General features: G+C 51.3%; 13 protein-coding genes. 11 read left to right on the top strand and 2 right to left on the bottom strand.

The window, feature by feature from the left end:
- Positions 1–15: 15 nt before the first annotated feature.
- Positions 16–1,056: a DUF475 domain-containing protein gene (locus J9253_RS03475; protein ID WP_210223320.1), complete on the top strand. Its 1,041-nt coding sequence runs from the start codon at positions 16–18 to the stop codon at positions 1,054–1,056.
- A gap of 20 nt (positions 1,057–1,076) precedes the next feature.
- Entirely contained in the window at positions 1,077–1,532 is a 456-nt protein-coding gene (locus tag J9253_RS03480; protein WP_210223321.1) for a tellurite resistance TerB family protein, read from the top strand.
- Here J9253_RS03480 and nhaR read toward each other — a convergent pair whose 3' ends face one another.
- Together nhaR and J9253_RS03490 are read right to left on the bottom strand one after the other, a co-directional pair.
- Positions 1,533–2,432 (bottom strand): transcriptional activator NhaR, encoded by a 900-nt coding sequence (gene nhaR, locus J9253_RS03485; RefSeq protein ID WP_210223322.1) that lies wholly within the window; start codon positions 2,430–2,432, stop codon positions 1,533–1,535.
- Positions 2,433–2,435: 3 nt separating this feature from the next.
- Positions 2,436–5,321 carry a UvrD-helicase domain-containing protein gene (locus tag J9253_RS03490; protein ID WP_210223323.1) on the bottom strand — a complete coding sequence of 962 codons (2,886 nt, stop codon included), beginning with the start codon at positions 5,319–5,321 and terminating at the stop codon, positions 2,436–2,438.
- Positions 5,322–5,432: 111 nt separating this feature from the next.
- On the opposite strand from J9253_RS03490, the gene J9253_RS03495 reads away from it, so the two are divergent.
- The 9 genes from J9253_RS03495 to J9253_RS03535 all read left to right on the top strand — a co-directional run bounded on the left by J9253_RS03495 (position 5,433) and on the right by J9253_RS03535 (position 15,839).
- Positions 5,433–6,263 carry an SGNH hydrolase domain-containing protein gene (locus J9253_RS03495; RefSeq protein WP_210223324.1) on the top strand — a complete coding sequence of 277 codons (831 nt, stop codon included), beginning with the start codon at positions 5,433–5,435 and terminating at the stop codon, positions 6,261–6,263.
- An 82-nt stretch (positions 6,264–6,345) separates the two neighbouring features.
- Positions 6,346–7,902: a murein biosynthesis integral membrane protein MurJ gene (gene murJ, locus J9253_RS03500; RefSeq protein WP_210223325.1), complete on the top strand. Its 1,557-nt coding sequence runs from the start codon at positions 6,346–6,348 to the stop codon at positions 7,900–7,902.
- Positions 7,903–7,962: 60 nt separating this feature from the next.
- Positions 7,963–9,564, top strand: coding sequence for a DUF945 family protein (locus tag J9253_RS03505; protein ID WP_210223326.1), 1,602 nt, complete (start codon positions 7,963–7,965; stop codon positions 9,562–9,564).
- A gap of 6 nt (positions 9,565–9,570) precedes the next feature.
- Positions 9,571–10,437, top strand: a complete 867-nt coding sequence (trxA, locus tag J9253_RS03510) for a thioredoxin (RefSeq protein WP_210223327.1) — start codon at positions 9,571–9,573, stop codon at positions 10,435–10,437.
- Between the two features lie 106 nt (positions 10,438–10,543).
- A complete protein-coding gene (grpE, locus tag J9253_RS03515; RefSeq protein ID WP_210223328.1) occupies positions 10,544–11,089 on the top strand; it encodes a nucleotide exchange factor GrpE in 546 nt (181 codons plus the stop codon).
- Positions 11,090–11,194: 105 nt separating this feature from the next.
- Positions 11,195–13,117, top strand: a complete 1,923-nt coding sequence (dnaK, locus tag J9253_RS03520) for a molecular chaperone DnaK (protein ID WP_210223329.1) — start codon at positions 11,195–11,197, stop codon at positions 13,115–13,117.
- A gap of 78 nt (positions 13,118–13,195) precedes the next feature.
- Complete coding sequence (gene dnaJ, locus J9253_RS03525) at positions 13,196–14,359, top strand: molecular chaperone DnaJ (RefSeq protein WP_210223330.1); 1,164 nt, start codon at positions 13,196–13,198, stop codon at positions 14,357–14,359.
- On the top strand, positions 14,359–15,162 hold the full coding sequence (gene dapB, locus J9253_RS03530) for a 4-hydroxy-tetrahydrodipicolinate reductase (RefSeq protein WP_210223331.1): 804 nt from the start codon (positions 14,359–14,361) through the stop codon (positions 15,160–15,162). The genes dnaJ and dapB overlap by 1 nt, the downstream gene beginning before the upstream one ends.
- Positions 15,162–15,839, top strand: a complete 678-nt coding sequence (locus J9253_RS03535; RefSeq protein WP_210223332.1) for a cytochrome b/b6 domain-containing protein — start codon at positions 15,162–15,164, stop codon at positions 15,837–15,839. The genes dapB and J9253_RS03535 overlap by 1 nt, the downstream gene beginning before the upstream one ends.
- Positions 15,840–15,888 lie beyond the last annotated feature (49 nt).

The raw sequence follows: 15,888 nt of genomic DNA on the forward strand, positions 1-15,888 counted from the left end.
AAAGTTAGAAGTTCTATGTTCCAAGATTTTAAATATTCGTTTTTAGTGACTTTCCTCTGTGTGGGGGTGGCTATTTGGTGGGGGGCAACCACCTCGATGGGCATCGCCACTGCCATTTTTTTGGTGTTGGTATTGGGTATCATGGAAGTCAGCTTGTCGTTTGACAATGCGGTCGTGAATGCCTCTGTCCTCAAAGAAATGGATGAGTACTGGCAGAAGATGTTTCTGACGGTCGGTATTCTGATTGCCGTTTTTGGGATGCGTTTAGTGTTCCCGATTGTGATCGTTGCTATTGCGACCGGGCTGGGTACAGTCGATGTCATGCAGATGGCCTTGAATAATCCTCAAGAATACTCACGGCATTTGATGGAAAGCCACGCGGGGATTGCGGCGTTCGGCGGCATGTTCCTGTTATTGGTCTTCCTGAGCTTCATGTTTGACAATGAAAAAGAAGTGCATTGGCTTGAGGTGATTGAGCATAAAATGAGTGAGTTGGGTAAGTTGGATGTGATCAGTATTTTGATTGCGCTGGCGACCTTGTTTGCTTTGCAAGCCTTGTTGCCGATAGATGATGCTAAGCGCTTGACTATATTGATTGCGGGTCTGGGTGGGATTGTCCTGTATATTGCGGTCAGCAGTCTGGATGTCTTCTTTGAAGATAAGGCAGAAGGCGACGCCGCCGTAAAAGTAGTGACTCGTAATGGTCTGGCCGGTTTCTTGTATCTGGAAGTGTTGGACGCATCCTTCTCGTTCGATGGTGTGATTGGCGCCTTTGCCATTACCAAAGACGTGGTTATCATTATGTTGGGTCTGGCGATTGGTGCGATGTTTGTGCGTTCCCTGACCGTACATTTAGTGCATAAAGGCACGTTGGATGAATACATTTATCTGGAACATGGCGCACATTATGGTATCGGTGCGTTGGCTGTCATTATGCTATTCAGTATTCATTACCACATACCTGAAGTGATTACCGGATTAATTGGTGTAACGTTTATTGTGTTGTCGATTGTGTCATCACTGCGTTACAAAAAGAAACAGTTGGCTGAAGCCTAAGTGAAATAAGGAGATTATACATGTCATTTTTTGATACATTGAAAGAGAAAGCCGGGGAAGCCCGCGCTAAATTGACAACAGAAATCGGTAAATTCAAGAACCGTGAGTTTATGGAAGCCTGTGTGGCCGGTTGTGCTTTAGTTGCCGCTGCTGATGGCAGTATTGATTCGTCTGAAAAGCAAAAGATGATGAAATTCATCCAGCAATCGGATGAGCTGAAAGTCTTTGACACCAAGGATGTCATCACCTTTTTCAGCAAAATTGCCGACAACTTTGAGTTTGATAATGAAATCGGTAAGGCCGAAGCCCTGAAAGTGATCGGTAAGCTGCGTAGCAAACCGGACGCCGCTCGCCTGATGGTGCGTGTCTGCTGCGCTATTGGCAGTGCTGACGGTGACTTTGATGATAAAGAAAAGCAAATGGTGCGCGAAATGTGCCGTGACTTGAACATCCCGGCAGACGATTTCGGCTTGTAATTAGAGCTTCGTCTGTAGCCAATCCTGCGCGTGTTTGGTGATTGCCAGCACCGCAGGGTGGCTTATGCGCCGTTCCACTGAAATGGCAAAAAACTGTTCCACCACATCGCTTGCTTGCCCAATGCAATGCATATTGGGTTCTTGGGTGAAGGTTGCCTCCTGCACGGAAGGCGCAACAAATATCCCCGAGCCTGCCAGCCCGAATGCCCGCATCAGGGCGCTATCATCAAACTCACCAATGATTTTTGGTCTCAGCTTTTGCTGATGAAACCACTGTTCCAATTCATTACGTACTGAAGTCCCTTCGCTGGGGATTAGCAGCGGCGCGTCATTCAGGCAGAGTGGAAATTCACCTTGTAGCTGCTCCTTGACCGAGGTGTGCGCAAAAAAGCTGATGCAACTAGAACCCAGCCGATGGGAAAAGCCTTTGATGGGCATATTATTGGGCAAAGGGCGGTCGGCAATCACCAATTCAATACGGTGCATGGCGAGTTCCCCTAGCAGGTCTGATAAAGGCCCTTCGGTACACACAATATGGATTTGTGGCGTCAGTTCCATCGCCGGTTCGAGAAGTTTGTAAGCAATGGTTTTGGGCACAACATCCACGACTCCAACCCGAAACAGTCGTGCCTGCTGCGAAGGGTGGCTGCGCAAGGCTTGTTCCATGCTACTACCCAATTGGAAAATCTCATCTGCATAACGGCGGGCAACTTGTCCGGCTTCGGTCAGTTCCAGATTCCTGCCTTGTTTGCGCAATAATTTTACACCCAGTGATTCTTCCAGCAGTTGCAATTGTCCGCTGATGGTTTGCGGGGTCAGGTTGAGGCTATCACAGGCACGGGCAATGCTCCCCAGGGTGGCTACTTCGCGGAAATAGTACAAGTGTTTGTAATTCAACATGGTTTAGTTGTCTCGAATCTTGTGTAGCTCTTGTTCGCACAGGATTTTTAACATGGCCAGCGCGTCATTCAGCAGCAGAGTACGCACGCGCTGAAGTTCCTGGTGCAGGTAGGCACGTCCTTGGGCAAGTTCATTATCCCAGTACTCCTGATGGCGATTATCCCACCATGTTGTCATGTTTTCGGGTCGATAAGCCAGTTTGTCTATTTTGAGAAGGTCGTAAATATTCACCCAGTTGTTTTCGACCAGTAGCATCAGGGTGGGGTTGAAGATGTAATGCCCTTGGCGCAGGCGGTAAAACAGTTTGCGGTTATAGCGGTCAACCCGGGACATTTCGTTTTTGGACAAAATACTCGATAGGTAAGCACGTTGTTTACGCTGCGGAGCCAGTACATTGTTGGGGAAGTGTTCTACCGCGTCGATGATGGCTTGGGTAGTGAACGCGCCTTTTTTGACCAAAGTGGTGGGTATTACCCGGTAAAACAGCGCAATCAGCAGGTTAAGCAGGAAAAATTCCATGCAGTTTTTGTCGAGCTTCAGCAAGCGCCCGTCGATCTGGATGCTGAGGCTGTCCGGTTCGAGTTGCTGGTAAATGCTGCCCAAGTGTTGCCGGGCGTATTTTTCATCCTTGCTGGCTTGTTGTAAGGCAATCTGGAAGGCGGTGAAACCATTATTGTCGACTAGGGCGGTATTGGCGTCACGTTCGGTGAGTTCCTGCACCAGCGTAGAGTTACCGAGCCAAGCGGCGACCATGAGTGGGGTTTGGTTGAAGGGGTTGCGGAAATCCACCCCAAATTTGTTGAGCTGGTTGCGCAGGGCGACCGGGTTTTTGGCTTGATAGGGCAGGTAGTATTTCTGCTGAAGTTGTTTGATGCCATTGTCCGGGTGGCGGGCGGGTTTGAATTCGGCTAACAGCAAGTCGTGCAGGAACTGGCGGTCTTCGTAGACCAGCGCGATTTCAAACAGGGCAAGGCGGGCTTTTTTGTCGTTAGATTGGATGGCTTGATGGTGCAACGCATCGAGGGTTGCGCCGCTGTAAACGTTCCAATCCGGTACTTGTTGTTGGAGGATTTCGCGGCGGATGCGGTCGGCTTGTTCCTGTTTGCCCTGTAGTTCGAGCTTGTGGGCTTCCCGTTGCCAGTCGGCGTGGCTGGAACCTTGATTGTCGAGGTTCAGGGTATCGAGGGCGTTGTCCAGCCCCAGTAAATCGAGCAGGCGTTGCTTGGCATCGGCTTCGATCCAGTACAGGTTGCGGACGGCGCGGGTGAGGGCAACGTACAAGGCGTTGATGTAAAACTTGTAGGTTTCCAGTGATTTGTCGGTTTTATCTTTGGCGCGGGCGTAACTTAGGTCTTGCTGTAAATCGGCGTGGCTGACACCTTTGCTGATCTCGTGGAAGCGTTTGGCTTCGCTGCTGAGGAAGTTGTAGAGGATGATATTGTCGTATTCCAGACCCTTGGCTTCCTGAATGGAAAATACCAGCGGCGTATTGAAATGTTGCTGGGCTTCGGCTTTTTGTTCGGCGTGCATCACCACTACGGCGAAGCGGGTGGAGGTGCGGGTTTTGGCATCGAGTTCGCGGCGAATAGTGTCGCGGTCTTGCAGGAATACCACGTCGCCTTGCACATGCCCGTTGCTGTGTACCAGATAATTGCTTTCGCGGTCGATGGCGCCAAAGCGAGCATTTTTCAGCAACAGAATGCGATTTGCCAGCGCGGTGACTTGCGGCGAATTGCGGTAATTGGTGCTGAGAATGCGGATCAGGTCAGTGTCACCCTGTAATTCCCCGTGGGTGTAGAACAAGCTTTTGAGCTTGCTCCACGAAAAGAAGTTGGGGTGGACAATCTGGTTGGAATCGCCACACAGCAGGAAACCCGTCGGGTCTCGCAGCGCTTTGAGGATCAGGAAAAGCTGGATATTGGTCAGGTCTTGCACTTCATCCACCACCACGAAGTCGTAGCGGGGTTCGACCCGTTTCAGGTATTGGTGGCTAAGGAGGTTGCTATCGTAACGCTTGGTTTCCTGCAAAAACGTCAGGTAACGGCTGAAAATGTCGTAGACGGCGGCGCGTTCGTCTTCGAGAAAAATGGATTGCTTGATACCGAGGTTGAGGTATTCCGCGCGGCTGAGGTACGCCGTTTCTACGGAAGGGCCCGTAATGACACCTTTGAATTCCTCGAACAGTTTGTGCGCATCCTTGATGGCGGGGCGTGGTAAGCGGCTGAACCAGTCGGCAAAGTCGCGGAAAGTGACTGGTTTGCCCACGGGAATCTGGATGCTTTCCAGAAACTCCTGAAACGATAAGAAATCAATGTGTTGCTGTGGGTTGTGGTAGCCGTGGGCGTAATACAGGTCGCGGGAGTTTTTCACCAGATAAGACGAGAGGGTGACGTAGAGCACGTCGCCGGGGCAGGCTTTGAGCTTTTCTAGCGTCAAGGCGGTTTTGCCGCTGCCTGCCGAACCAATAATCACCAGCGGCGGGCTTAGCTCAAACACGGTTTGCTGGGTTTCATCGAATGAGATGATTTTGTCCAGCAGGTTGAAACGCCCGTGCTGCGGGTTGATGTAAGCTAGAGAGGGTGAGTCTTCAGGAGGGTATTCCAGCAGCGGGATTTTGTCTTCGTCTACCACCACGCCGTGATTCAGGAAGCGCGAGCCTTGGTAATCGTGGCTTTTTAGGTATTCCAGCACCAGCGCGTAACGTTCCCCCTGATAGTGGTAAAACGCCAGCAGTAGGCGGTCGCTGCGGTTGAGGCGGGCACGGTAGAGGTTGTCGCCAATCTTTTTGACATCTGCCGATTTGAGGTCATCGGCTTCCATGAACGAGCGCCACTTGGCGAAGCCGGTGATGGCAGCGGGGTTGAGTTCGTTGTAGAGCAAGATTTGCATGGGCTATTGTTACGTATGGGGTCAGGTTTTGGCTAATGCAGACAAAATTTCAGGGCTGTTCTATAGTAAGTCATCATAATTTAACGCATTTGACAGCGTGAAGGAGATGATATGTCTAAAATTCCCCTGTTTTTGTTGACCGGGCTGGTTGTTTTGTTGGTATCAAACGTAATGGCAGCTAGCTCTGCTGCGCGTAGCAATTTGTTGGGGGCGGCTGACCCCAAAGTCAGCGGCGAATACGCATTTTCACAATGCCGTGCCTTGCAAGGCAAGCCTTTTGCTAGCAACACCCAGAAGAAAAAAGCCCTGATCGTCGGCGATAGCTATGGTTGCGATTTCCTCAATAGTGTTTTGGAAAACGGTTATCTGAAAGACTACCAAATCAGGGTACGTTTTATCCCCTATAGCTGCCAGACGGTGTTAGGTGAAGGATCAGAGCACTTTATTGACGCTAAAGATCGTGCCTTTTGTGCCAAACCGGAGCGGGCGGATAGCCTGGAACGTGCCAAGGTGCAGATACAGGAAGCCGACCTGGTGATTTTTTCTGCCCGTTGGAAACCTGAGATTGCCGAGGAATTGCCCGGCACGTTGGCAAACTTGGGTTTGAAACCGCAACAGAAAGTCGTGGTAGTGGGTAGCAAATTTTTCGGCAAAATTTCGGTGCGTGAATACCTGCGGATGTCAGATGCCGAGCTGAAGGCATTGAAGAATACGGTGGACATTGCCGAAGCCAAAACCATCAATGCGACACTGGCGAAGAATCTGGGCAATCAGGCGGCGTTTGTCGACCCCCACGCGCTGTTGTGCGGTGAGGGTGCGCGTTGCCCTTTGTTTACCGATGACCTGAAGCTAATTTCGTATGATGGCAGGCATTTGACCAAGGATGGGGCACGGTATGTGGGTAAGGTGTTATTCGAGCATTCGGCATTAGGGCAAATGTGACGCTGAATCCACATTTCCTGCATGACCTTTGCACGTGATTCGGGCAAAATCGCGGCTTCATTTATGGAAACCATCCTGAACTATGAGCCGTTTATTGCGTTCCAGTGCTGTTATCAGTGCGATGACCATGATTTCCCGCGTGCTGGGCTTGCTGCGCGACATGATTGTTGCCCGCTATTTTCCGGTGGATGGCGCAACCGATGCGTTTTACGTCGCGTTCAGGATACCCAACCTGTTGCGACGTTTGTTTGCTGAAGGGGCTTTTTCGCTGGCTTTTGTGCCGGTGTTGTCGGAATACAAGACCAAGCAAGATCAGGCGACGCTTAAAGACTTGATTGACCATGTGGCGGGTTATCTGGCGCTGATCCTGCTGGTGATCACGGTCATCGGGGTGGTGGCCGCGCCGGTGGTGATGTGGGTGTTTGCGCCGGGGTTTGGCGATAAGCCGAATGCTCGGCCGGATCTGGCGGTGGAGATGTTGCGGATTACCTTCCCCTACATCCTGTTCATTTCGTTGACGGCGTTTGTCAGCGGTATCCTCAATACCTTCCACAAGTTTGCGATTCCTGCGTTGACGCCTGCTCTGCTGAACGTGGTGATGATTGCGGCGGCAGTGTGGGGTGCACCTTATTTTAAAGAGCCAGTGCTGGTGTTAGCGTGGGGCGTATTTTTCGCGGGGATTGCGCAATTGGTGTTTCAGTTGCCGACGCTTACCCGCTTGGGTTTGTTGCCGCGCTTCCGTATCCGCCGTAAACATGAGGGGGTCAGCCGTATTATGAAGCTGATGCTGCCGACCTTGTTTGGTTCGTCGATTGCGCAGTTGAATTTGCTGATTAATACCTTGCTGGCCTCGTTTTTGGCGGTGGGCAGTATTTCGTGGCTGTATTATTCCGACCGTTTTGTGGAATTGCCCTTGGCGATTGTGGGAGTGGCACTGGGGACGGTGATCTTACCTAAATTGTCGAGCGACCATGCCAAGGCCGATGCTACGCAATTCCAGCATACAATGGATTGGGCGTTACGCTTGGGTTTGCTGATTTCGCTTCCAGCGACGCTAGGTTTAATCTTGTTGGCAAAGCCGATTCTGGCGACGGTGATGATGCACGGTGCATTCGAGTGGAAAGATGTACAAATGTCATCCCTGAGTCTGATGACTTACGCAGTGGGCTTGAGCGGTTTCATTTTGGTGAAAGTGCTGGCTCCGGGTTTTTATTCGCGTCAGGACACTAAAACGCCGGTCAAAATCGGTATCATCTCGATCTTGGCAAATATGGCCTTGAATGTGGTGATTGTGCTGCCGTGGTATTTTTCGGGTACGCCGGGTGCGCACGCGGGTTTGGCCTTGGCGACGGCATTGGCGGGGTATGTGAATGCCGGGTTGTTGTTCTATAACCTGCATAAACAACAGATTTTTGACCCGGAGAAGGGTTGGAGCGTATTTTTAAGCAAAATCGGCCTGGCTTGTGTGGTCATGGGCGGGTTGGTTGGGTTGGTATCACCGAACGATCTGTGGTGGCAAACCTCGGCAGTATCACTGAAGGTGAGCTGGCTGACGGGTTTGATGGTATTGGCACTGGGCAGTTATTTCGCAACCCTGCGTTTGTTGGGAATGCCGTTCAGGCAAATGCTGGGGCGCTGAAACTTTTTTCTCTGTTACACTCGTGCGAGTGTCAGAATACTTAAAATACAGGAATCTATTTTGAAAAAATTAGCGACGCTGTTATCTGTCCCAGTGGTTTTACTGGTGGCATGGGGTGGCTCCAGTTGGTATGTCGGGCAGCAAACCGAAGCCTCTTTGAAGCAGTTTATTGAACAACAGAATCAGGCCTCGGCGCAAAGCGGCATCAAACAAGAATTGGTTAGCTACGAAAAAACCCCCTTTGGCGCAAAAGCCGTGACCAAGTTGAGCGGTAGCGAGCCACCCCTGAGTGAATTGGGGGATATTCAGTTCATCAATGATGTCAGCAATGGGCCAATACTGTTTGGTGGTGGCCGTGCCGTACAGTTTGGTAGTGCCCGTATCGACACCCATCTGGATCTGGAGGCGCTGGATGCAGAAAAGCGTCAGTGGCTGACCACGGCGTTTGATGGCAAAGCACCGTTGGAAGGCCATACGGTTATCGGGTTCGGTGGTGACGCAAGTTACGCTTTTAACACCAATCCTTTAAAAGTGGATCAAGGTGGCACGATAGCGACGGTGGAAGGCATTACCTTTTCCGGCACATCTGTGGCTGACCATATGGGTGACATCAGCCTGCGGGCGGGTAAAGTTGATATTAAGGATGCAACGACCCAGTTTACCCTGCCTTCCTTGCAACTGGACGGTGATATTACCGGCATGATTGGTGGGCAAGTCTTGGGCAAGTTCGATCTGAAAGCACCGGGTGTGTCGATTCTGGCGGAAGGTACTACCGTCCCCATGAGCTTCGATCTGGCCTTACAAAGTGACAGTGGCATTACCGACAATGCTGTGTCGGGTAAAATGGCGGTACAAGCTGCGAATATCCAGGGCGTTAACGATGCCGTGAGCAAGCTGGATTACACAGTGGATGTCCACGGGCTGGATGTGGCAGGTCTCGAGGAAATGGGCAAACTTCAGGCTGAGTTACAAAGTGCCCAAAACCAGATGATCTGGAGTGCCGATGCCACCGAAACCCCCGAAGGCCAGCAAAAACAACAGGAACTGATGACCAGACTGACGGAAACCAGCGGCAAAGTGGTCGAAACCCTGTTTGGCAAAGTACTAAAAACGGACAAAAGCCGTTTGCACACCACCCTGTTGGCAGAAAGCCCCAAGGGTAAGTTGAATGCCGACATCGACCTGACCTACACGGGCAAAGAAGTACCGGACATGATGGCATTGTCGAGTTATGGCGCGAATGACTGGGCAAAAATGCTGAAAGGCAAGGTGATGCTGGATGCTGATAAAGGCATGTTGCCTGCCGGTACCGAGATCATGTTGACACCGCTGACACAACAAGGCTTGATCAAATTGGAGGGTGAGAAAATCAAAAGTAACATCGACTTGGCGGGTGATAATGTTACCCTCAATGGCACGCAAATGAGTTTCGAGGATCTGGTGAAAATGCTAGCTCCGGCGGGTATGGGTGAAGCAGCACCAGAAGATTCTGCGGATATGGGTATTCCTGAAGACTTGATGAAGCAAATTGAGGCTGAAGGTATTACCCCAGAAATCATCCAGTTACTGGAGGAAAGTGATGACGTTTCTAAAGAAACCGTTGAGCTCATGAAGCAGTTGCAACAAATGCAGCAGCAAATGGATGAAGGTAAAAAGGAGTAAATGACAATGGCTGATTCCCCCTATATTTTTGACGCGACCCCGCAGAATTTCCAGCAAATCATGGAAAGTTCTTACCAAGTGCCTGTTCTGGTGGATTTCTGGGCTGACTGGTGTCAACCGTGTAAAACGCTGATGCCGATGTTGGCAAAATTGGCGAATGAGTATCAGGGTGCTTTCATTCTGGTCAAGGTCAACAGTGACGAGCAACAACAACTCGCCGCGCAATTCGGTGTGCGTAACCTGCCGACAGTCAAAGTTATCAAGGATGGCAAGATTGTTGATGAATTCATGGGGGTACAGCCGGAGTCCGAAATCCGCAAACTGATCGACCGCCACCGGGCACGCAAGACCGAGCCGTACCGTCAGCAAGCGCTGGAAATGTACAACAACGGTGATTTGCCGGGGGCGACCCAACTGATGGAACAGGTCGTGCAACACGAGCCTGACTTCTACGAGGCGGTGATTGAGCTGGCGGGAATGCTGATTCAGCAAGAGCGGGCGGAAGAGGCCGAAGTGATGCTGCAAGGCATTCCCCCGGATGCCATCGACAATCAGGTTATCAGTCAGTTATTGGCTGAGGTGAAACGTGCCAAGTTGCAGGCGCAAGTGGTGGGTGTGGATACCTCGGCACTGGAACAACGTCTGGCAGAAAACCCTGACGATCTTGCCACCATGCTGGAGTTAGCAAACATTCGCGTGGGAATGGATGAAATTGAAGCTGGTTTGGAGCTGTATTTCGCTGTCCACAAAAAAGACAGCAATTTTCAGGATGGTGCAGGCAAGAAAGGCTTATTCAGCACGTTTGAGCTGATCGGTTCTGGCAATCCCCTGGTGAAAAAATACCGTAATAAGCTATTTGCCTTGTTGTATTGATATTTAGCACAGTATTCGCAGCATTTCTCTTGTGCTGCCCTTGAAATCCCCAAACTAAACCTTACTTTCCACGGCGAAATGATTTTTATCGCCGTGGAGTAGCAAAATGAATGATCCAAAAGACAACCTGCCAGACGCAGCGACAAACGATGCAGAAGACGCTGTGGTCGAAGTGACGGATATTGAGCCATTAAACACTGAAGAATTACAAGCCGAACTCGATAAAGCCAAGACTGAAGCCGCTGATAATTATGAACAATTATTGCGTGCCCAGGCCGAACTGGCCAACCAACGCCGTCGTGCCGAAAAGCAGGTCGAAGATGCCCATAAATTCGCCGCCCAGAAATTCCTCGAATCCATTATTCCGGTCATCGACAGTCTGGAAATGGGCGTGCAGGCTGAAGGTGACATCGCACAAATCCGCGAAGGGATGCAACTTACCCTCAAGCAATTTGAGACTGTGATGGAAAAATTCAATATCGAAGCCGTTGGCAAGCTGGGTGATACCTTTAACCCTGAACATCACCAAGCCATGTCGATGCAGCCACACCCTGACTTTGCTAACAATACCGTGTCAATGGTCATGCAAAAAGGCTATCTGCTCAACGGGCGTGTGGTGCGTCCTGCGATGGTGATGATTAGCAAAAAGTAAAAATTCTGTCACGCTGGCTCTTGAAAACGGGCACTTAACCCCACATAAACAAGCCAATTGTGAAACTTACCTCATACTCAAACAAAAGAATTCTGGAGATACATTATGGGAAAGATTATCGGTATTGACCTTGGTACAACCAACTCTTGTGTGGCTGTTATGGATGGCGACAAGCCACGGGTCATCGAAAACGCTGAAGGCGACCGCACCACCCCGTCCATCATCGCCTTTATGGATGATGAAGTACTGGTTGGTCAAACCGCCAAACGTCAGGCTGTCACCAACCCGGAAAATACCCTGTACGCGATCAAGCGTCTGATCGGTCGGCGTTTTCAGGAAGATGCTGTACAGAAAGACATCAAGCTGGTGCCTTACAAAATCGTCAAAGCTGACAACGGCGATGCGTGGGTAGACGTGCGTGGCAAGAAAATGGCTCCGCCAGAAATTTCTGCCCGTGTACTGATGAAAATGAAGAAAACCGCTGAAGACTACCTCGGTGAACCTGTCACTGAAGCGGTCATTACCGTTCCGGCTTACTTCAACGACTCCCAGCGTCAAGCAACCAAGGACGCAGGTAAAATCGCCGGTCTGGAAGTCAAACGTATTATCAATGAGCCAACCGCTGCGGCACTGGCTTACGGGATGGACAAATCCAAAGGCGATAGCAAAATCGCTGTATATGACTTGGGCGGTGGTACATTCGACGTCTCCATTATCGAAATCGCTGACGTTGATGGCGAAATGCAGTTTGAAGTACTGTCCACCAACGGTGACACCTTCCTCGGTGGTGAAGACTTCGATATGCGCCTGATCGACTATCTGGCAGACGAATTCCGCAAAACCAGCGGTATCGACCTCAAAGGTGATGCACTGGCGATGCAGCGTCTGAAAGATGCCGCCGAAAAAGCCAAGATCGAACTGTCGACCAGCCAACAGTCTGATATCAACCTGCCGTACATCACCGCCGATGCTTCTGGCCCGAAACACTTGAACATCAAAGTGAGCCGCGCCAAGCTGGAATCACTGGTGGATGACCTGATCGAGCGCACCATTGCCCCTTGCAAAGTGGCACTGAAAGACGCTGGTTTGTCCGCAGCCCAGATCAATGACGTGATCATGGTTGGTGGTCAAACCCGTATGCCGAAAGTACAGGAAGCGGTTAAAAACTTCTTCGGTAAAGAGCCACGCAAAGACGTGAACCCTGACGAAGCGGTTGCTGTGGGCGCTGCAATCCAAGGCGGCGTATTGGGTGGTGGCGTAAAAGACATCCTGCTGCTGGACGTTACTCCACTGTCGTTGGGTATTGAAACCCTCGGTGGTGTCATGACCAAGCTGATCCAGAAGAACACCACGATTCCAACCAAAGCATCACAAGTGTTCTCCACAGCAGAAGACAACCAGACCGCTGTTACCGTGCATGTACTGCAAGGCGAACGCGAAATGGCGCGTGACAACAAGTCACTGGGACGTTTTGACCTGCAAGACATCCCGCCTGCGCCACGTGGTATGCCACAGGTTGAAGTCACTTTCGACATCGACGCCAACGGCATCCTGAATGTGGGCGCGAAAGACAAGTCTACTGGGAAGCAGCAAACCATCGTCATCAAGGCTTCTTCTGGTCTGTCTGACAAAGAAGTTGAGCAAATGGTCAAAGATGCCGAAGCTCATGCGGAAGACGACCGCAAGCAACGCGAACTGGTCGATGCACGTAATCAAGCTGACAGCATGATTCATGGCACTGAAAAGTCGTTGAAAGAATACGGCGAGAAAGTGGATAGCGCGACCCGTGCTAACATTGAATCCTTGGTCAGCGAACTGCGTGACGCGATCAAAGGCGACAACAAAGACGTGATCGAGCGCAAGTCCGAAGCGTTGATGGAAGCCTCTGGCAAACTGATGCAAGCAATGGCTGGCGGCGCAGAAGGCGGCGCAGCACCGGGTGCAGACGCTCAACAAGCGGGTGGCGGCAAGCCGGGCGATGACGACATCGTTGATGCCGAGTTTGAAGAAGTAGATGGCAAAAAGTAAGCTCGCCATTCTCTAAAAATACAGGCGCAGCAGGATTTTCCTGCTGTGCCTGCTTGCGTTTAAGTGGGAATTGAATTTATGTCCAAGCGGGATTATTACGAAGTCCTTGGTGTACAAAAGAATGTCAGCGAAGATGACTTGAAAAAGGCCTTTCGCCGTTTGGCGATGAAGCACCATCCTGACCGCAACCCTGACAACGCGGAATCTGAAGCCAAATTCAAAGAAGCGAAAGAGGCTTACGAAATCCTCAACGATCCGCAAAAGCGGGCGGCTTATGATCAGTTTGGTCATGCCGGAGTCGATCAGTCAGGCGGTGGGTTTGGCGGCGGCGGCGGTGGGCAGGGCGGCTTCGGTGACGTTTTTGAAGATATTTTCGGCGACATCTTTGGTGGTGGACGCGGTGGGCGCAGTGGTGGTGGCGGTGCAAACCGTGCCTATCGGGGCAGCGACCTGCAATACAATCTGGAGTTGACGCTGGAAGAGGCTGTTTTTGGCTCGACCACCGACATTCGCGTGCCTTCTATGCAGACCTGCGATACTTGTAGTGGTAGTGGTGCCAAACCGGGCACGCATCCGCAAACCTGCCCAACCTGTCACGGCAATGGTCAGGTACGTATCCAGCAAGGCTTTTTCGCCATCCAGCAAACCTGTCCGCATTGCCACGGCAAGGGCAAAATCATTAGCGACCCTTGCAATGATTGTCACGGGCAAGGCCGCAAGGAAAAGCAGAAAACCCTGTCAGTACGCATTCCGGCGGGTGTCGATAATGGCGACCGGGTACGTTTAGCGGGCGAAGGTGAGGCGGGTGTTAACGGTGGGCCAGCGGGTGATTTGTATGTACAGGTCTTCGTCAAGCCCCATGCGCTATTCCAGCGTGAAGGTGACAACCTGCATTGTGAAGTGCCTATCCGTTTCAGCACGGCAGCCTTGGGCGGTGATTTTGAAGTACCAACCCTTGACGGCAATAAAATGACCCTGAAAATTCCCGCTGAAACCCAAACGGGCAAGCAGTTCCGCTTGCGTGGCAAGGGCGTGAAGTCGGTGCGCAGCTCTTCGGTAGGTGATCTAATTTGTCGGGTAATGGTGGAAACCCCGGTCAATCTGACCAAACGCCAACGCGAATTACTGGAAGAACTGGATGCTTCCATGCACGAAGGTGGTAAGCGGCACAGCCCGCAAGAGCACGGTTGGGCAGACAAGGCCAAGAGTTTCTTTAAAGACCTGTTTGAAGGTGACAAGTAATGACCAGAATTGCAGTCGTAGGTGCCGGTGGGCGCATGGGCAAGGCGCTGATTGAAGTCTGTACCCAAACAGAAGGGCTGGAACTGTCAGTGGCGACGGAACACCCCGCTAGTTCTTTGATCGGTGCTGATGCGGGCGAAGTTGCCGGTATTGGCAAAAATGGCGTCATCATTTCTCCAACACTGGATGAAGCTGCCAACGATTTCGACGTCTTGATCGACTTTACCCGCCCCGAACCTTGTTTGCTGCACCTCAACTGGTGCGTGGCCAAGGGCAAGAAAATCGTGATTGGTACGACCGGCTTTGACGACAACGGCAAGGCTGCGATTGCCAAGGCTGCCGAGCAAATTGCGGTGGTCTTTGCGCCCAATATGAGTGTCGGCGTTAACCTGTGCCTGAAGCTGCTGGATATGGCGGCGCGGGTACTGGGCGATACAGTGGATATTGAAATCACTGAAGCACACCATCGTCACAAGATTGATGCGCCTTCCGGCACGGCGTTACGCATGGGTGAAGTGGTGGCCGAGGCGTTGGGGCGTGACTTGAAAGAATGCGCTGTCTACGGGCGTGAAGGCGTGACTGGCGAACGTGACCGCAAGACGATTGGTTTTGCCACGGTGCGTGCCGGTGATGTGGTCGGCGATCACACGGTGCTGTTTGCTGATATTGGCGAACGGGTGGAAATTACTCATAAGGCTTCCAGCCGTATGACCTTTGCGAAAGGTGCGGTACGTGCGGCGGGTTGGTTGGGTGACAAGCCATCTGGTCTGTTTGATATGCAGGATGTGTTGGGGTTTAAGTGATGCAAACGACACCTGTACGCCTGTGGGATTTGCCGACACGTTTGTTCCACTGGTCATTGGTAGTAGGTATCGGTTTCTCGTGGTTTTGCGCAGAAACCGGTGGCAACTGGATGGTATGGCACGAGCGTAGCGGGGTTTTCCTGCTGGCGTTGGTGTTATTCCGTGTGGTGTGGGGCGTTATTGGTAGCGATACTGCGCGATTTTCCCGTTTTATGACGTCGCCACGCCATGCTTTCCAGCATTTACGTGAACTAATGGGGCAGGGTACGGCATTTCATGCAGGACATAACCCTTTAGGTGCATGGATGGTGGTGGCCTTGTTGTTGATAGTGGTGTTTCAGGGCGTAACAGGCTTGTTCGCGACGGATGACATCATGACCGAAGGGCCGTTGATCGGTCTGGTGTCAGGCAGTACGGCTGACACACTGACCACCATCCATCATTTAACCTTTAATATCATTCTGTTGCTGGTGGCTGTTCATGTTGCGGCGGTGTTGTATTATCGCGTGGTGAAGCGCACCAATTTGATTAAGGCGATGGTGGTCGGGCAGGCTGATTGGCCTGTTACGCAATCACCGCCGCCTGCATTGGCTTTCAAACCCGCATGGTTGGGGTTGGTCGTGTTCGCGGTGATTTACGCGGGTGTGTATTTTGGGATTAAATTTCTGGCGGGTTGATTGCGTTTATCTTGATACAGATCATTAGCGTTTAATTATATACTGAATA

This window comes from Thiothrix litoralis, assembly GCF_017901135.1.
In the GTDB taxonomy this organism is placed as follows: domain Bacteria; phylum Pseudomonadota; class Gammaproteobacteria; order Thiotrichales; family Thiotrichaceae; genus Thiothrix; species Thiothrix litoralis.